Origin of the sequence: Paraburkholderia aromaticivorans, assembly GCF_002278075.1 — a bacterium.
GTDB classification, from domain to species: domain Bacteria; phylum Pseudomonadota; class Gammaproteobacteria; order Burkholderiales; family Burkholderiaceae; genus Paraburkholderia; species Paraburkholderia aromaticivorans.
This window is the reverse complement of sequence record NZ_CP022989.1, coordinates 554,122-570,955: the sequence shown is the minus strand read 5'-3', so window position 1 is coordinate 570,955 and position 16,834 is coordinate 554,122. Positions and strand designations below refer to the sequence as shown.

Annotated in this window: 16 protein-coding genes, 1 tRNA gene and 1 riboswitch; of the genes, 3 read left to right on the top strand and 14 right to left on the bottom strand. The window is 63.0% G+C overall.

Translation table 11 applies throughout. From position 1 onward, the window contains the following. Positions 1-47: 47 nt before the first annotated feature. Complete coding sequence (locus CJU94_RS02500) at positions 48-1,124, bottom strand: AI-2E family transporter (RefSeq protein WP_095420193.1); 1,077 nt, start codon at positions 1,122-1,124, stop codon at positions 48-50. Between the two features lie 100 nt (positions 1,125-1,224). On the opposite strand from CJU94_RS02500, the gene purM reads away from it, so the two are divergent. Further along, entirely contained in the window at positions 1,225-2,292 is a 1,068-nt protein-coding gene (gene purM / locus CJU94_RS02495; protein WP_095417410.1) for a phosphoribosylformylglycinamidine cyclo-ligase, read from the top strand. A 64-nt stretch (positions 2,293-2,356) separates the two neighbouring features. Here purM and miaA read toward each other — a convergent pair whose 3' ends face one another. Then, positions 2,357-3,304 carry a tRNA (adenosine(37)-N6)-dimethylallyltransferase MiaA gene (miaA, locus tag CJU94_RS02490; protein ID WP_095417409.1) on the bottom strand — a complete coding sequence of 316 codons (948 nt, stop codon included), beginning with the start codon at positions 3,302-3,304 and terminating at the stop codon, positions 2,357-2,359. A 30-nt stretch (positions 3,305-3,334) separates the two neighbouring features. Next, positions 3,335-5,389, bottom strand: coding sequence for a DNA mismatch repair endonuclease MutL (gene mutL, locus CJU94_RS02485; RefSeq protein WP_095417408.1), 2,055 nt, complete (start codon positions 5,387-5,389; stop codon positions 3,335-3,337). A 205-nt stretch (positions 5,390-5,594) separates the two neighbouring features. On the opposite strand from mutL, the gene CJU94_RS02480 reads away from it, so the two are divergent. Continuing rightward, positions 5,595-6,266, top strand: coding sequence for a DedA family protein (locus tag CJU94_RS02480; RefSeq protein ID WP_095417407.1), 672 nt, complete (start codon positions 5,595-5,597; stop codon positions 6,264-6,266). A gap of 165 nt (positions 6,267-6,431) precedes the next feature. Here CJU94_RS02480 and CJU94_RS02475 read toward each other — a convergent pair whose 3' ends face one another. The 11 genes from CJU94_RS02475 to ydfG form a co-directional block, all read right to left on the bottom strand. Continuing rightward, on the bottom strand, positions 6,432-7,244 hold the full coding sequence (locus CJU94_RS02475) for a mechanosensitive ion channel family protein (RefSeq protein WP_095417406.1): 813 nt from the start codon (positions 7,242-7,244) through the stop codon (positions 6,432-6,434). A 223-nt stretch (positions 7,245-7,467) separates the two neighbouring features. Beyond that, positions 7,468-7,842: a hypothetical protein gene (locus CJU94_RS02470; protein WP_095417405.1), complete on the bottom strand. Its 375-nt coding sequence runs from the start codon at positions 7,840-7,842 to the stop codon at positions 7,468-7,470. A gap of 624 nt (positions 7,843-8,466) precedes the next feature. Then, a tRNA-Lys gene (locus CJU94_RS02465) sits at positions 8,467-8,542 on the bottom strand. A gap of 165 nt (positions 8,543-8,707) precedes the next feature. Beyond that, positions 8,708-9,457, bottom strand: a complete 750-nt coding sequence (ybgF, locus tag CJU94_RS02460; protein WP_095417404.1) for a tol-pal system protein YbgF — start codon at positions 9,455-9,457, stop codon at positions 8,708-8,710. A 19-nt stretch (positions 9,458-9,476) separates the two neighbouring features. After that, positions 9,477-9,986, bottom strand: coding sequence for a peptidoglycan-associated lipoprotein Pal (gene pal, locus CJU94_RS02455; protein ID WP_007179123.1), 510 nt, complete (start codon positions 9,984-9,986; stop codon positions 9,477-9,479). A gap of 32 nt (positions 9,987-10,018) precedes the next feature. Next, positions 10,019-11,311: a Tol-Pal system beta propeller repeat protein TolB gene (gene tolB, locus CJU94_RS02450; RefSeq protein WP_091796650.1), complete on the bottom strand. Its 1,293-nt coding sequence runs from the start codon at positions 11,309-11,311 to the stop codon at positions 10,019-10,021. A gap of 139 nt (positions 11,312-11,450) precedes the next feature. Further along, on the bottom strand, positions 11,451-12,485 hold the full coding sequence (tolA, locus tag CJU94_RS02445; protein ID WP_095417403.1) for a cell envelope integrity protein TolA: 1,035 nt from the start codon (positions 12,483-12,485) through the stop codon (positions 11,451-11,453). After that, on the bottom strand, positions 12,482-12,928 hold the full coding sequence (gene tolR / locus CJU94_RS02440; RefSeq protein ID WP_007179120.1) for a protein TolR: 447 nt from the start codon (positions 12,926-12,928) through the stop codon (positions 12,482-12,484). The genes tolA and tolR overlap by 4 nt, the downstream gene beginning before the upstream one ends. 10 nt (positions 12,929-12,938) lie before the next feature. Further along, the gene (tolQ, locus tag CJU94_RS02435; protein WP_012431821.1) at positions 12,939-13,616 is read right to left on the bottom strand and encodes a protein TolQ; all 678 of its coding nucleotides are present in this window, start codon (positions 13,614-13,616) and stop codon (positions 12,939-12,941) included. 160 nt (positions 13,617-13,776) lie between these two features. Next, entirely contained in the window at positions 13,777-14,250 is a 474-nt protein-coding gene (ybgC, locus tag CJU94_RS02430) for a tol-pal system-associated acyl-CoA thioesterase (protein ID WP_095417402.1), read from the bottom strand. A gap of 58 nt (positions 14,251-14,308) precedes the next feature. After that, positions 14,309-15,055, bottom strand: a complete 747-nt coding sequence (ydfG, locus tag CJU94_RS02425) for a bifunctional NADP-dependent 3-hydroxy acid dehydrogenase/3-hydroxypropionate dehydrogenase YdfG (RefSeq protein WP_095417401.1) — start codon at positions 15,053-15,055, stop codon at positions 14,309-14,311. A 250-nt stretch (positions 15,056-15,305) separates the two neighbouring features. Beyond that, positions 15,306-15,414: riboswitch (ZMP/ZTP riboswitch) on the top strand. 166 nt (positions 15,415-15,580) lie between these two features. Here ydfG and glyA point away from each other — a divergent pair. Beyond that, positions 15,581-16,828, top strand: coding sequence for a serine hydroxymethyltransferase (gene glyA / locus CJU94_RS02415; protein WP_095417400.1), 1,248 nt, complete (start codon positions 15,581-15,583; stop codon positions 16,826-16,828). Positions 16,829-16,834 lie beyond the last annotated feature (6 nt).

The following is a 16,834-nucleotide window of genomic DNA, read 5'->3' as shown; positions in this document are numbered from 1 at the left end:
TAAGCCGCAAATGGCCCGTATCTCGGGCCGGAATAGTCAACAAGCAGTCAGTTCTTATAGAGCGTGCTCGCCAGATAGCTTTGCCGCAACTCTCGCATGGCGACCGACAGAATCGCGCTGACCGGCAACGCCATCAATACGCCGAAAAAGCCGAACAGTTGCCCGAAAGCGAGCAACGCGAAAATCACCGCGAGCGGGTGCAGGCCGATCCGCTCGCCCACCAGGCGCGGCGTGAGAAAAAAGCTCTCCAGGATCTGACCGACACCGTAGATCACCGCGACCGCGCCGAAGCCGTACCAGTCGCCGAATTGCAGCAGCGCCGCGAGCAGCGCCAGCGCGAGGCCGATCGCAAAACCGATGTACGGGATGAACACCGCGAGCCCCGTAAAAATACCGACCGGCAACGCGATCTCGAAGCGCGCGAGGCTCAGCGCAATCGCGTAGTACGCGGCGAGCACGCCCATCACGAGCAACTGGCCGCGCAGGTACTGCGACAGCATCTGGTCCATGTCGCGCGCGAGCTGCAGCGTCTTGTCGAGCCAGCGGCGCGGCACCACGCTCTGCGTGCGGGCGAGCATGCGGTTCCAGTCGTACAGCAGGTAGAACAGCACGAGCGGCACGAGGACCACGTTGCCGATCACCGTCATCATCACGTTGCCGCTCGTGCGAATGGAGGTCCACACATACAGCGCCACGGTCTGAGCGCTGCCTTCGAGCTGCCCCGTGACGAGATCGCGGATGCTGGCGAAGTCGAGCGAATCGGCGAGTCCCAGCACGGCCAGCTTGGGTTGCAGCCACCCGTTGACGTGCGCGAACAGCACGGGCACCTGCTGCCGCAACTGCGGTCCTTCTTTCTGCACGACGGCCAGCACCAGCAGGACGAGCAGCGTCATCAGCAGCGTGAAGAGCAGCATCATCAGCAAGGCGGCCACCGCGCGCGGCACGCGCCGGCGCACCATCCACGCCACGCCCGGCTGCAGAATGTACGCGAGAATCGCACCGAGCAGAAACGGCGTGAGAACCGGACTGAGCAGCCACAGCAGAATGCCGATGCCCAGCGCGATCGCCACCCACGTGAAGGCGCGGCGCTGGACGGGCGTCAGAATCGAGGAGTTCTCTTGCAAGGTTGTTTCCCAGGTGTCGTCGGGACCGGATGATTCAAATTCCAGCCAGACGGCCGGCATCGGGTAAAATCGCATTTTACCGACCTTCGAGCTCGTCCCCATGAATCAACCGAAATCCGCCCCGAATTCAACTGGTTCGGCCCAAGGTTTGTCGTATCGCGACGCCGGCGTGGACATCGACGCGGGCGACGCCCTTGTCGATGCGATCAAGCCCTTTGCCAAAAAGACGATGCGCGACGGCGTGCTGGGTGGCATCGGCGGGTTCGGCGCGCTGTTCGAAGTGCCGAAGAAGTATAAGGAGCCGGTGCTGGTGTCCGGCACCGACGGCGTCGGCACCAAGCTGCGCCTCGCCTTTCAGCTGAACAAACACGACACCGTCGGCCAGGATCTGGTGGCGATGAGCGTGAACGACATTCTCGTGCAGGGCGCCGAGCCGCTGTTCTTCCTCGACTATTTCGCGTGCGGCAAGCTGGACGTGGCCACCGCGGCAACGGTCGTGAAGGGTATCGCGCATGGCTGCGAACTGTCGGGCTGCGCGCTGATCGGCGGCGAGACGGCGGAAATGCCGGGCATGTACCCTGACGGCGAATACGATCTGGCCGGTTTCGCGGTCGGCGCGGTGGAAAAGAGCAAGATTATCGACGGCAGCACGATCGCCCCCGGCGACGTGGTGCTGGGTCTCGCTTCGAGCGGCATCCATTCGAACGGTTTTTCGCTGGTGCGCAAGATCATCGAGCGCGCACAGCCTGATCTGAACGCGGATTTCGACGGCCGCTCGCTCGCCGACGCGCTGATGGCGCCCACCCATATCTACGTGAAGCCGCTGCTGGCGCTGATGCAGCAGATCGCGGTGAAGGGTATGGCGCATATCACGGGCGGCGGGCTGGTTGAAAATATTCCGCGCGTGTTGCGTGAAGGTTTGACGGCCGAGCTGGATCATCGCGCGTGGCCGCTGCCGCCGCTGTTCTCGTGGCTGCAAAAGCACGGCGGCGTGGCGGATGCGGAAATGCATCGCGTGTTCAACTGCGGCATCGGCATGGCCGTGGTGGTGTCCGCTGCGGATGCTGACGCTGCAATCGGTTTGCTGTCCGCCGCCGGTGAGCAAGTCTGGAAGATCGGCGTGATTCGCGAAAGCGCGGCCGGTGAAGCTCAGACCGTCGTGGTCTAAAGTCTTCAGGACCTGCGCGGCGGGCGCGTTCAGCATGCGCCGCGCGGGTTCGAATTTCAAAGTTTCAAAGCAACACTTCAATCGCTTCAAGCACCCGCGCCGTTGCGTGCGGATCGCAGCAGTCCACCACCATCCGCTCCGTCATGCTTCGCAGCCATGTGAGCTGCCGCTTGCACAATTGCCGCGTCGCAAAGACGCCCTTGTCGCGCATGGTCGAATAATCGACCGCGCCATCCAGATATTCCCAGACCTGCCGGTAGCCCACGCAACGCATGGACGGCATCTCGGGCAATAAGTCGCCGCGTTCGCGCAACCTCACCACTTCCTCGACGAAACCGCCGGCCAGCATCGCATCGAAGCGCTTCTCGATGCGTGCATGCAGCACGCCGCGATCGGACGGCTCCAGCGCGATCGGCACGAAACGCCACGCGGCTGCGGCGTCATCCACTCGGGCCGGCGCGGCCAGCAACGCGGACATGGCTTGCCCGCTCAGCATAAAAACCTCGAGCGCCCGCTGAATCCGCTGCGAATCGTTCGGCGCGAGGCGCGCGGCCGTCACGGGATCGACCGCCGCAAGCCGCGCATGCATGGCCGGCCAGCCTTCGCGTGCGGCGTCCGCATCGAGCGTGGCGCGCAGCTCGGCGTCGGCGGCGGGCAGATCGTTGAGGCCTTGGGTGAGCGCCTTGTAGTACAACATGGTTCCGCCGACCAGCAACGGCACGCGCCCGCGCGCGTGGATCTCGCCGGTGAGCCGCAAGGTGTCGGCGCGAAATTGCGCGGCGGAATAGGCGTCGGTCGGATCGACGATATCGATCAGATGATGCGGCGCCACCGCGCGCTCTTCAGCGGTTGGCTTGGCGGTGCCGATATCCATCTCGCGATACACCAGCGCCGAATCGACGCTGATGATTTCCACCGGGCGCCGCGCGGCCAGCGCGAGCGCGGCGGCCGTCTTGCCGGAGGCGGTCGGGCCGAGCAGGCAAGGCACGGTCGTGGGCATGCGTGATTTCATAGGCAAGCGGGCGCGCGGCGCAGCGTCACGTCACTGACCACGCATGAACAGCCGATCGAGATCGGACAGCGTCAACTGATACCACGTGGGGCGCCCGTGATTGCATTGATCGGCGCGCTCGGTTGCCTCCATCTGACGCAGCAGCGCGTTCATTTCGTCGAGCGTCAGACGCCGGTTCGCACGCACCGCGTGATGGCACGCGAGCGTGCCGAGCAGTTCGTGCTGACGTTCGGTCAACACGCGCGAGCCGCCGAAGGCATGCAGGTCGGAGAGCACCGCGCGCGCCAACGCCTGCAGATCCGCGTCTTTCAGCAGCGCCGGCACGGCGCGGATCGCGAGCGTGGTCGGCGACAGCACGGCAAGGTCGAAACCGAGTGCGTCGAGCGTGTCGCGCTCTTCTTCCACGGTGCCGATTTCGATCGGGTCGGCCTGCATCGACAGCGGGATCAGTAGCGGTTGCACGGCGATCGTGCGATCGGCCAGCGCGTTCTTGAACTGCTCGTACAGAATGCGCTCGTGCGCGGCGTGCATGTCGACGATCACCAGACCGTGCGCGTTCTGCGCCAGCACGTAGATGCCGTGGATCTGGCCGAGCGCGAAGCCGAGCGGTTGCTCGTCTGCGGCATGGAAAGCGGGTGCCGGGTAGGGCGCGGACGCGTTGTACGGCGACTGCGGGTCGGCGGCCGAATCGCGGACTTCGAACAGCGTGGCGCCTTCGGCCGTGCCCGCATTCGTGTCTTTGCGGCCGAAGAGCGCATCGTAAAACGCGAGCGGCTGGGCAACCGGCAGCGTGCCTTGCGTCATGCGTGCCTGGCGCATCCACGTATTGCCGGGCTGCGAGGACGATCCGAATCCGCCCGATGCACCGCCCGATGCACCGCCCGAGCCGCCACCGAGACCTCCCGCACCGATGCTCCCTGCGCCGACGCCCGCACCGCCCAGCGGCGTCGCGCCGAACGAAGCCGGCCCGCTACCGGACGGCGCCAGATGCGCCGCATGCCCGCCCGCGGTCGTTTCCGGCGATGCGCCCGCATGCCGCGCCAGCGCGCGCTGCACGGCATGGAAGACGAACTGGTGGATCGAACGCGAATCGCGAAACCGCACTTCGATTTTCGACGGATGCACGTTCACATCGACCGCTTCAGGCGGCAGATCGAGGAACAGCACATAGGACGGATACCGCTCGCCGTGCAGCACGTCTTCATAAGCGGCGCGCACGGCGTGCGTGAGCAGCTTGTCGCGCACAAAGCGGCCGTTGACGAAGAAGTACTGCTGATCGGCACGTCCGCGGCTCGCAGTCGGCAGGCCTGCGCAACCATAGACCGCAAGCGGTCCTGCGGATTCGTCGAGTGGCAGATGAGCTGTGGCAAACGTGTCGCCGAGAATCTTCGCGACCCGCACGGGAGGCTCGCTTGCGTTCCAGTGTTCGACCGCCTTGCCGTTATGCAGCACCGAGATCGCGACATCCGGCCGCGCCAGCGCCGCACGCCGGATCTGTTCGAGACAGTGGCCGAGTTCGGTCTGCTCGCTCTTCAGGAATTTGCGGCGCGCCGGCGTGTTGAAGTACAACTCGCGCACTTCAATCGTGGTGCCCTGGGTGCCGGCCGCGGGGCTCAGCACGCCGGTTTGCGCGTCCACGCGCACGGCGTGCGCCGCATTGGCCGTGCGGCTCGTGATGGTCATCTGTGCGACTGACGCGATCGAGGCCAACGCCTCGCCGCGGAACCCCAGCGTGGCCACCGCCTCCAGTTCGGCGAGCGAGCGGATTTTGCTGGTCGCGTGGCGCATCAGCGCTAACGCGAGTTCGTTCTCGGGAATGCCGCAACCGTCGTCGGTGATCGAAATGCGCTTCACGCCGCCTTCGTCGAGCAGGATGCGAAGCGACTGCGCACCGGCGTCGAGCGCATTTTCCAGCAGTTCCTTGACGACCGAGGCCGGCCGCTCGACCACTTCGCCGGCGGCAATCTGACTGATCAGCTGATCGGGAAGGGGTTGGATCGCGCGCAACGGGCGTGGAGCGGGCGCGGCGGCGGATGCCGCGGTCGCGGCATCGAGGCCGGCAGGCGTTTCGGAGAATTCGGACATGGCGAAATTATAGCGATTCGGCGCGACAGGCTCGCGGCGCGGGCGAGCGCGCCTGAGCACGGCAGATTTTTAATCGCCGCCGGGCACTTTCTGTATCATGACGCGGTCAATTCGCGGCGGCGAGCGAGCGCTTGCCGCCATCGCTGCAGGCCTGCCGATACGGCCGTTTCCGCCACCGTCACATTCGCTTAATAAAGGACTCTCTTTGGACACGTTGCTACATTTCGTCAACCTTGTCTTGCACATCGACAAGTTCCTCGGAGACTTTATTCACGTGTACGGCGCCTGGGTCTATGCGGTGCTGTTTCTGATCGTGTTCTGCGAAACCGGGCTGGTCATTCTGCCGTTTCTGCCGGGCGATTCGCTGTTGTTCATCGGCGGCGCTTTTTGCGCGACCGGGGAGATGAACATCGGTTTGTTGATTGTGTTGCTGCTTGTGGCGGCCATTAGCGGCAATACCGTCAATTACATGATCGGGCGGGCCATCGGGCCGCGGGTGTTCAATTCGCACATTCCTTTTCTCGAACGCTTTCTCGACCGCAGCGCGCTGCAGAAGACGCATAACTTCTATGAAAAGCATGGCGGCAAGACCATCGTGCTGGCGCGTTTCATTCCGGTGGTGCGCACCTTCGCGCCGTTCGTTGCGGGTGCATCTGAAATGACGGTGAGCCGGTTCCAGTTGTTCAATTTTGCCGGCGCGCTTTTCTGGGTGTTGCTGTTGACGTTGCTCGGCTATTTCTTCGGCAACATTCCGTTTATCCGTCAATACCTGAATGTGATCGTGCTGGTGGGTATCGGCGCGGCCGTTGTGCCGGTCGTACTCGGCGCGTTGTGGAAGATGATGCGCAAGAATGCGTCGAATGCAGGCGGTCGCTAAGGTCTTGCCGCAAGACTAGCCGGACAAAAAACGGCGTCGCGAGATTCGCGACGCCGTTTTCGTTGGCGCTTCCGAATCCCGCGGATTTGACAATGAACAATTGGCGATGCGATGAATCCGCGCCGTGTCAGCCCGCGGCGATTCCCGTCACGCGAGATGCTTGGCTCAGCTCACCGCACGCGGCGCGAGCGGCGTTTCCGGTGTCGGGTAGCCGGCTTCCTTGAAGGTCTGGATGATCGCGCGATTGGTGTCGAAGTAGACCTGCCAGTAGTTCTCGTTGTGCGCGTACGGCCGCACGCAGAGCAGCGGGCCTTCCGGCGTGAAGCCCAGCACTTCGATGTCCGGCGCGGGACTCTCGGCCACGTTCGGAATCTGCGTGACGGCTGCCTTCAACCGGTTCATCGCATCGGTCGGATCGACGCCGTTGGCGATCTTCGCCGTTAGCTCGACGCGGCGCACAGGCAGAAGGCTGTAGTTCGAGATCGTGTCGGAAAAGATCTTGTTGTTGCCGACGATCGTCGTCACGTTGTCCGGCGTCACGATGGTGGTGCCGAACAGGCCCAGCTCCGAGACTGTGCCGGTGACCCCGCCTGCGGTGACGAAATCGCCGACCTTGAACGGCCGCAGCACCTGCATGAACACGCCCGCGGCGAAGTGGGCCAGCAGACCGCCCCAGGCGGTACCGATCGCGAGGCCAAGGCCGGCCAGCAGCGCGGCGAACGACGTGGTTTGCACGCCGAACACCTGCAGGATCGCGAGGATCAGAAGCAGGTTCAGCAATGCGCCGAGAATCGAGCCGAGATAATGCGCCAACGTGGGATCGACCCGGCCGTTGCGCGCCAGCATCTTACGCAGAAAGCCGGTGATCAGGCCAATGAGCCAGCGGCCGACAATCCACAGGACGATCGCCCCGACGACCTTGGTGCCGAGGTCGATACCCCGGGTCATGATGAAGACGCGAACTGTATCGAGATCCAAGATGTTCCTCGTTGAGTGAATTGCCTTCGACTGATTGAACTGCGGTGGTGCAATACAGCGGCAAATGCCCGGCGATGGGCGCAAACGGTAACATCGGTCTTCGGAAGTTATAGGCGACGGGGCGCGCATGCGCAAGGAGCGTTCCCGTTGCCTGATGGCTTGTCTGGCGGGAAAAGTCGGCCGCGTGGCGGACGCGTTCGAAGCGATGGTGACGGGGACGCGACTACATCGGCAGATGCGATTTCGAGTACGGCGAAGTGTGGATGACGAGCGGCGCGCCGGTACTTGCCTTCGCGATGTGCGAGCGGCGCGCTGCGCGGCGCCAGGCGAGCGCGGCGATGATCGCGAGCCAGTACGCGCAGGCGCGCTCGAAGAACGCCGTTGATGTGCTGAGGTGGCCGTAGCGGTTCTGCGAGTCGGCGAACACCAGAAAGGTCAGCGCTGCATCGAGCAGAAATGCGATACACGCCAGCACGGCGAAAATATGCGAACCATTGAGCGAAGCGCCGGGTATGCGGCGATTGCACAGACGACAAACGGCCAGCACGAAGGCCAGCAAAGCCAGGTTCGAGAGGAGATCGAACAGAAAATTGGTCATATGGGTGGAATGAAAGCGCGGGGCTGCGGCATTGGCAAAGCGTTTGCTTACGCAGCGGTCTCAGCGTGTCTCGCTGGACTGGCGGCGATCATTGCACGTCTTTATGTCTCAATAAATGTTCAGATTCGGAGTCCGTTGTTTCCTGTCCATGCCAGGAAGATGTGCCCAGGAAATTGCCGGTTGCGTCGAGCGAAATGGTGGAACGCGTCGCGAGAAAATTCTGGTGACAGCGTTCTCTCGTGAATGTCTGCATTGCCCGACTTCATCGCCTAGTCTCGATCGGCACGGCATTTCGATTATCGCGTCACCGGTCCAGCGCAGCGGCGAGAGGCGGCGTTTCGCAGCGCGCGCGGCCAGACGCCGGAAGCGCGCCTTCCTATGCTTTTCGTCGAAATGGGCTGTGTCTGAGGCGCGGTTACGAGGTTCTGCTGATTGAAGGTCGGGCGACCGAAAAATACTTGGACGACGCTTCTGTAGAGGCGCTTGATCTCGGAAAACTCACCGATTCGATATCGGCGAAGAGCGTCCGCGTTTCTTCTGCCCGGGGGGGGGGTTGCGGAGCGCGTCAGGAATTGCGGAGCAAAGAAAAAGGGCCTAGCGCGAACGCTAAGCCCTTGAATCTTTTGGTAGGCCGTACGGGATTCGAACCTGTGACCAACGGATTAAAAGTCCGCTGCTCTACCAGCTGAGCTAACGACCCAAAAGAGAAGCGAAATTATAGCGATAGCGTTACCGGGCTGTCAACCCATCGCGCCCATCCGGGCTATGGGCACTTCAGATAGTGAAAAGCCCGGGTAGCGATACCCGGGCTTTTCAGCGAGAGGCGCGCGTGGCTATAACATCGGACACTGCGCGTTACTGCCAGCTACTTGATCTGCGACAGCTTGCTCTGGGCCGATTGCGCGACGTCCGAGCCGCCATACTGCGCGACGATCTGCTCCAGCGTCTTCTTGGCCGCGGCCTTCTGACCCTGTTCGAGCTGATTGTTCGCAATGGCCAGCAGCGCTTCCGGCGCACGCGGATGCTGCGGATAGTTCTTCACCACACCTTGCCAGGTCGCCGTCGAGCCCTTGTAGTCGCGCAACGCATACAACGCGTTGCCCAGCCAGTACTGCGCGGTCGGCTGGTAAGGGCTGTTTGGGAACTTGGAGATGAAGGTGCGGAACGACGCCGCCGCATTCTTGAAGTCGCCGTTGCGGAACTGCTGCGAAGCCGCGTTGAACGACTCGGTCTCACCCGGCTGCACCTCGCCCTGGACGCCGTCCACCGTTTGCTGCTGCGGCTCGAATTTCTTCAGGCGCGTATCCAGGTCGGTGTAGTAGTCCTTTTGCTGCTTTTGCAGCGTGGCGAGCTGATTGCCCATGTCCTCGTTCTGTCCACGCAGCGTTGCGACCTGCTGATTGAGCTGGTCGAGACGATTGGACTGATCGAGGATCGTGCGTTGGGCGGCCGACAACTGACTCGACAGGCTATCGGTCTTCGAACGCAGATCGAGAATGGCCTGGCGGGCCTGATCGTCGTCGAAGATGCCCGCATGCGCAGGCACAGCCGCGAGGGCCGTGCCTGCGACGCAGGCCGCTGCGGCAAACCGCAGCCAGGAGAAACGATGCGTCATTCGGCTCATCACCCGTTACTTACTGTTGGTACACGAGGTCGGCGCGGCGGTTTTGTGCCCACGACGATTCGTCATGACCCGTAGCTTGCGGCTTTTCCTTGCCGAGGCTCACGGCTTCCATTTGCGAGTCCGTCACGCCCATCAGCGACAGCGAACGGCGCACAGCTTCAGCGCGCTTCTGGCCGAGTGCCAGGTTGTACTCGCTGGTGCCGCGTTCGTCGGTGTTGCCCTGGATCAGGACGTGGCGTTGCGGATGGCTCTTCAGGTATTGCGCGTGTTGTTGCAGCAGCGATTGGTAGTCGTCCTTCACCGAGTAGCTGTCGAAGTCGAAGTAGATGCTGCGCTTGGCGAGCGGGCTGTTCGGATCGTTCAGCGGATCGACATTGACCGTTGCGACATCGTTCGGGTTCGGCTGTGCCGAGACCGAGCCGCCCTTGTTAGCGTTTTCGTCGAGCTTGACGCCCGAGTGACATGCGGCCAGCGCACCGACCATCAATACAGCAAAAGCGAAGCGAAGTTTTGACATCATTTGGTTACTCTCCTTGTGTTATTGCATCAACGTTATTGCATAAACGGGCCCCAGGACGGCTCGCGTACGCTGCCACCCTGAACGGACAGGACCTGCCGAGTGCGACCGTCGGTCGATACTGCGGCCAACACGCCACGGCCGTTCACCTGTGTGGCGTAAAGAATGTACTGACCGTTCGCCGCGAAGCTCGGCGATTCGTCATGTGTCGTGTCCGTCAGGCCTGTGGCCGTGTTGCCTTGCAGGTCCTGGATATAAAGCTTGAACCCGCCGCCGACGCGGGAGATATAAGCGAGCTGTTTGCCGTCCGGGCTCACGCGCGGGCTGGTGTTGTAGCTGCCCGTGAACGTGACGCGCTGTGCGGCGCCGGCGTTTTCGCCTTGGGCCGACATCTTGTAGATTTGCGGCTGGCCGCCACGGTCGCTGGTGAAATAGATCGACTGGCCGTCAGGCGAGAAGCACGGCTCGGTGTCGATCGAGCTGCCTTGCGTGAGACGGCGCAGGCCGCTGCCGTCCGCATTGACGGCGAAGATCTGCGTGTTGCCGGTGCGCGAGAGCGCGACGGCCAGCGTGCGTCCGTCCGGCGACCACGCCGGCGCACTGTTGTTGCCCTTCTGGTCCGAAACCACGATGCGGCGACCCGTGGGCAGATCGTGAATGTAGACGATCGGCTTTTTCTTTTCGAACGAAACGTAAGCGACCTTGGTGCCGTCAGGCGACCATGCCGGCGAGATGATCGGCTCGGGGCTCGACAGCGCGATGTGCGCGTCCTGGCCGTCCGAGTCGGAGATCTGCAACTGATAACGGCCGCCCGTCTTGATGACGTACGACAGGCGTGTGGCGAACACGCCGCGGCCGCCCATCAGCTTCGCGTAGATGTAGTCCGCGACCTTGTGCGCGCTCATGCGCAAGCCGCTTTCCGGGCTCACGAGTACGAGACCGCCGAGGCTTTCGCCCTTGACGGTGTCGTACAGCTTGAAGCGCACTTCATATTGGCCGTTCGGCAAACGGTTCACGCTGCCCGACACGAATGCGTTGGCGCCCTTGGCCTTCCAGCTGCCGAGGTCGACGGAATCCGTTTCGGCAACCGGCGTGGAGCCCGCGTCGATGTTCGTGAATTTGCCGCTGCGCTGCAGATCCTGACGCACGATCGTGCTGACCTGCTGTGGCGAGTTCGCTTCATTGGCGAAATTCGCCGTGGCGATCGGAAACTGGGTGGACCCGACGCCCGTTACGAGGACGTTGAGTTGTGCGTTGGCAGCGCCGCCGACGGCGATCAGGCACGACGCTACAAGTGTCCGCAGGCCTAGCTTGGTCATCAAACTCATGCTGTATGGATTCCCCAAAAACGGTTTTACTAACGCTTCAAGACAGCAGACAGACCCGAAAAGAACTAATTCGTTCCCAAGCGCGCCCCGGTGGGCGAAGCGCTGTGTCTGCCGTCAACTGACTGTCAAACTGCTGGAATCAACTGGCCGGGCGCAACGTGATCAGGAAGCTGGTCGGTGTCTTGCCATTGATGTCCTGAGGCATCGGATCAGTACGCTGGACGGCCCGCAGCGCTGCGTCGTCCCACGCCGCATTGCCGCTGCTGCGCGAAATCGATGCGCCAAGCAAGGTGCCAGTCGGCGAGCAGCGCACGGAAACGACCGTCTCCAGACCGCTGGTCTCACCGCCCCACGTGATGTTCGGGCGCACTGCGCGACGCACCTTGTCCGAGTAGCCCGGCGAGGTCGCCGTGCCACCCGAGCCGCTGCCCGTGCCACTCTTTCCAAGCCCGTCGCTGGTGGTCGAGCCGGTGCCGGCGGCGGCGAGGCCCTGCATCTGCGCGAGCCGCGCGCGACGCTCCGCATCCAGTTTCTTCGCTTGCGCCGCGGCGTCGGCTTGCGCCTTTGCCTTCGCGGCTTTCTGCGCGTCGGCCTTCTTCTGCGCTTCAGCCTCGGCTTGCTTCTGTTGCTGTTCCTGCTGCTGTTCTTTCAACTGCTGCTGCTTTTGCTGTTCGGCCAGTTGCTGTTGCTTCAGCTTGCTGGCTTCCTGTTGTTGCTGTTGTTGCTGCAGTTGTTTCTGTTTGGCTGCCGCAGCTTTCTGCGCGGCGAGTTGCGCGGCCTGTTCCGCCGCTAGCTGCTGCTGGCGCCTGGCCTCGGCTTCCTGCTGGGCCTGCAGCTTCTGTTGACGTTGCTGTTCGGCCAACTGAGCCTGGCGAGCCGCTTCCTGTTGCTGCCGTTTCTTCTCCTGCAACGCAATGTCGGCCTGTTCGTCGCGCACCGGCGGAGCGGGGGCGACCGGCACGGGCGGTGGCGGAACGGGACGCGGGATTGCCGTATCGGGCACTTCGGTCCACAGCTCCGCTTCCGCGCCTTCGGGCGTACTGTTTTGCCACTGAATGCCGTGATACAGAAAGAACCCGAGCAGCGCGTGCATCACCAGCGCGAACGCAAAGGCTCGCCCGGTGCCGCGTTCACGCGGTGGCTGGAGCGGGTATTCGGAGTTCTTGCGGATCATTGCGATTTGACGAGCAATCCAACGCGCTTGACGCCGCGAGCCTTGAGCTCGGACATCACGTTCATCACGACTTCGTATTTGACCGTCTTGTCGGCGGCGATGACGACGGGCTGATCAGGATGCGACTGCGCGCGCTCGGCGATGAAGCCGTTCAGATCGGCCTTCGTCATGTCTTCCTGCTGCTGCGCACCCGAATCGTCCTTATATTTGACGCTCATGTTGCCGTCCGCGCGAATATTCACGATGACGGGCGGTGTTTGCTGCTGCGGCGCGGCGCCACCGACGGTCGGCAGATTGACGATCGACGGAGCGACGAGCGGCGCGGTCACCATGAAGATCACGAGCAGCACGAGCATCACGTCGATATACGGCACGACGTTGATGTCGGCCATCGCGCGGCGCGAGCGGCTGCCGCGCATGCTGGAGGAGCGAGAGCCTGCCATCGTGAACTCCTTACTGTGCCTGACGCTGCAAGATGTTCGAGAATTCTTCGATGAAGGTCTCGAAGCGGATCGCCAGACGGTCGATGTCGTGCGCGTAGCGATTGTAGGCAACCACGGCCGGAATCGCAGCGAACAGGCCAATTGCGGTAGCGGTCAGCGCTTCGGCGATGCCCGGCGCGACGTTCGCCAGCGTGGCCTGCTGTACGTTGGCGAGGCCGCGAAACGCATTCATGATCCCCCATACCGTGCCGAACAGACCGATATACGGGCTGACCGAACCGACCGACGCGAGAAAGGCGAGATTGGCTTCGAGCACGTCCATTTCACGCTGGAACGCCGCACGCATGGCGCGCCGTGCGCCGTCGAGAATCGCACCGGAATCGTTCAGGCGCTTTTCCTTGCCTTTCAGGAATTCGCGCATGCCGGACTCGAAAATCCGCTCCAGCGCGCCGATCGTGTGACGGTTGTTCGCGGCGCTCTGATAAAGCGCCTGCAGGTCGCCACCCGACCAGAAATCGCGTTCGAAGCGTTCAGTTTGCGCGCGCGCCCGGCGGATCGCAAACCACTTGCGGAAGATGAAGGTCCACGACAACAGCGACAACAACAGCAGCAGCGCCATCACGGCCTGCGCCAGCAGGCTCGCATTGAGTACGAGGGAAACGATCGACAGATCTTGTGTAGTGTTCATAAAGGTTCGTTTTAACGTCCCGGGAAGGGGGCGTCCGGCTGCAAGGCCAATCGAAGCTTGCCGTGAGCAAAACGGAAGCGTCGGCGATATTGCAAGCCGAACCATGCTTTGTGTTGCTGGATCGTTACGAGTTCACTGGCCCCTTAACAACGGGGTTCAGTCATGGTCCGTTGACACCGCCGGCGCTCATGCCCGGCCCGCGCCGCAAAGCGGCGAGGACCGGTGGAGGAATCGCGGCCGGCCGCAGCGCAATGCGGTCGACGCAACCTACGCGGATGGAACCGGTAGCAAGCAGCGTGCCGTCGCGCCACGCTTCCTGCGCGAAATCGACCGATGCTCTGCCAAGACGCTCGATCCGGCTGACCACGTTGACCACGTCGTCGAGCCGGGCCGGCGCCCGATAATCGACCGCGGTGCTGCGGACGATGAAGATCGCGCCCGATTCTTCCACGAGCCGATTCTGGTCGACGCCACATGCGCGCAGCCATTCGGTGCGCGCCCGTTCAAAAAATTTCAGATAGTTCGCGTAAAACACGATGCCGCCGGCGTCGGTATCTTCGTAGTACACGCGAATGGGCCACGTGTAGCCGATTTCCGTGCCGGGCTGGCTGGTCGACATATTCATGCGGCGCATTTTACCGGAACGCACACTCGGAGGTCTGTTTCAAGATGTGCGCCCCGTCTGGCGGCCTTTAGCCGCGATAAACGGACAAAGCGGCGAACGATTGAGCCACCGGCATCAGCTCGATCGTGTTGATATTCACGTGCGCCGGGCGAGTGGCGATCCAGTAGATCGAGTCCGCGATGTCTTCGGGCGTCAGCGGCTGGACGTTCTCGTACATTTTGGCGGCTTTGCCGTCGTCGCCGCGAAAACGGACGTTCGAGAACTCGGTGCCGCCGCACAGGCCGGGTTCGACGTTGGTCACCCGCAGCGCGGTGCCGGCCACGTCGGCGCGCAGATTCAGGCTGAACTGATGCACGAACGCCTTGGTGGCCCCGTAAACGTTGCCACCCGCATACGGCCAGCTGCCGGCCGCCGAGCCCAGATTGAAAATGTGGCCGCGATTGCGCTCCACCATGCCGGGCAGCAACGCATGCGTGACCTGCACGAGGCCCGTGCAATTGGTCTCGATCATGGTGTTCCATTCGTCGAGACTCGCTTTCTGCGCCGGCTCGATGCCGAGCGCGAGGCCGGCGTTGTTGACCAGCACGTCGATTGCGGCGAAATCCGCCGGCAGCGAGGCCGGAACGGCTTCGACGGCGGCGCGGTCGCGCACGTCGAGCTCATACGGCAGAAGTGCGTCGCCGAGCTCGTCGGCAAGTGCCTGCAGGCGGTCCTTGCGGCGTGCCGTGGCGACGACACGGTGGCCACCCTTGACAAAGGCACGAGCGATAGCGGCGCCGAATCCCGCGGACGCTCCGGTGACGAACACGATCATTGCAGTGGTTCCCTGGCTGGTAGGAGAGAAAGGTCCCAAGCCTACTTCCATTGTGGCGCTGCGGCAAGGGTAAACCAGCTGTACGAGGGGCCTTGGCAGGGATGCGCAGCGGCCCTGCGCAAGCTTTCCGACAGACTTTTGCGCGCCGCACAAGGTGCCGCGGGCGGTGCGGAGGGCCGGCGGGCGGGCAGCCGCGGCAGTGCCCGGAAGCCGGTTGCCTATTCGACCCTCTTCCAATAAACTAACGCGCTCACCCCTGCGTGACTGGCGATAGAACCGGTTCAAACAATCGGATTCAAGGTGGAGCAACCCACCGTGAAGCGCAGGGTGCCGTTTTGCCGTTCGCCTGGGCAGCCGTGATCCGCGCGCATTGATCTGCGCTGACGGTGGCTGTCCTGCCTCGCGTGTGCGGCGACTCTCCATCCGCCACGTCAGGGCTGGCCCAGCCGCCAGCAGCGCTGCGTACCCTCTACGCAAGATTCGGCGCACGATCCGGTCAACCTGAACACATTCAACGGAATCCGTATGTTTGACAGAGCCCAAAGCACCATCGCCAACGTCGATCCTGAACTCTGGAAGGTCATCGAGCAGGAAAACCGCCGTCAGGAAGAGCATATCGAACTGATCGCGTCGGAAAACTACACGAGCCCGGCTGTCATGGCTGCGCAAGGCTCGCAACTCACGAACAAGTACGCCGAAGGGTATCCGGGCAAGCGCTACTACGGCGGCTGCGAGTACGTGGACGTCGCCGAGCAGCTGGCGATCGACCGCGTGAAGCAACTGTTCGGCGCGGAAGCCGCCAACGTGCAGCCTAACTCCGGCTCGCAGGCCAACCAGGGTGTGTTCTTCGCCATGCTCAAGCCGGGCGACACGATCATGGGCATGAGCCTCGCGCACGGTGGCCACCTCACGCACGGTTCGCCGGTCAACATGTCGGGCAAGTGGTTCAACGTGGTCAGCTACGGTCTGAACGAGGCCGAAGACATCGACTACGATGCCGCGGAGAAGCTCGCTCAGGAGCACAAGCCGAAGCTGATCGTGGCGGGCGCATCCGCGTTCGCGCTGCGTATCGATTTCGAACGCTTCGCGAAAATCGCCAAGTCGGTCGGCGCGTACTTCATGGTCGACATGGCGCATTACGCCGGTCTGATCGCCGCCGGCGTGTATCCGAACCCGGTGCCGCACGCCGATTTCGTCACCACCACCACGCACAAGAGCCTGCGCGGCCCGCGTGGCGGCGTGATCCTGATGAAGGCCGAGTTCGAAAAGCAGATCAACTCGGCCATCTTCCCGGGTATTCAGGGCGGACCTCTGATGCACGTGATCGCCGGCAAGGCTGTCGCGTTCAAGGAAGCGCTGTCGCCGGAGTTCAAGGCATACCAGCAGCAAGTCGTCGAAAATGCGCGCGTGCTGGCGGAGACGCTGGTCAAGCGTGGTCTGCGTATCGTGTCGGGCCGCACGGAAAGCCACGTGATGCTCGTCGACCTGCGCGCGAAGAAGATCACCGGCAAGGCTGCGGAAGCCGCGCTGGGCGCCGCTCACATCACGGTCAACAAGAACGCGATCCCGAACGATCCGGAAAAGCCGTTCGTCACGAGCGGCGTGCGCCTCGGCTCGCCGGCCATGACCACGCGCGGCTTCGGCGCGAAGGAAGCCGAGCAGGTGGGTAACCTGATCGCCGACGTGCTGGACAACCCGGAAGACGCCGCCACGATCGAACGTGTGCGCGCGCAGGTGGCCGAGCTGACCCAGCGCTTCCCGGTTTACCGTTAAGCCGCC

Coding starts and splice junctions, on each gene's coding strand:
- purM (WP_095417410.1), top strand. CDS start 1,225: ATGAATCAACCGAAATCCGCCCCGAATTCAACTGGTTCGGCCCAAGGT.
- miaA (WP_095417409.1), bottom strand. CDS start 3,304: ATGAAATCACGCATGCCCACGACCGTGCCTTGCCTGCTCGGCCCGACC.
- mutL (WP_095417408.1), bottom strand. CDS start 5,389: ATGTCCGAATTCTCCGAAACGCCTGCCGGCCTCGATGCCGCGACCGCG.
- CJU94_RS02470 (WP_095417405.1), bottom strand. CDS start 7,842: ATGACCAATTTTCTGTTCGATCTCCTCTCGAACCTGGCTTTGCTGGCC.
- ybgF (WP_095417404.1), bottom strand. CDS start 9,457: ATGACGCATCGTTTCTCCTGGCTGCGGTTTGCCGCAGCGGCCTGCGTC.
- pal (WP_007179123.1), bottom strand. CDS start 9,986: ATGATGTCAAAACTTCGCTTCGCTTTTGCTGTATTGATGGTCGGTGCG.
- tolB (WP_091796650.1), bottom strand. CDS start 11,311: ATGAGTTTGATGACCAAGCTAGGCCTGCGGACACTTGTAGCGTCGTGC.
- tolA (WP_095417403.1), bottom strand. CDS start 12,485: ATGATCCGCAAGAACTCCGAATACCCGCTCCAGCCACCGCGTGAACGC.
- tolR (WP_007179120.1), bottom strand. CDS start 12,928: ATGGCAGGCTCTCGCTCCTCCAGCATGCGCGGCAGCCGCTCGCGCCGC.
- tolQ (WP_012431821.1), bottom strand. CDS start 13,616: ATGAACACTACACAAGATCTGTCGATCGTTTCCCTCGTACTCAATGCG.
- ybgC (WP_095417402.1), bottom strand. CDS start 14,250: ATGCGCCGCATGAATATGTCGACCAGCCAGCCCGGCACGGAAATCGGC.
- ydfG (WP_095417401.1), bottom strand. CDS start 15,055: ATGATCGTGTTCGTCACCGGAGCGTCCGCGGGATTCGGCGCCGCTATC.
- glyA (WP_095417400.1), top strand. CDS start 15,581: ATGTTTGACAGAGCCCAAAGCACCATCGCCAACGTCGATCCTGAACTC.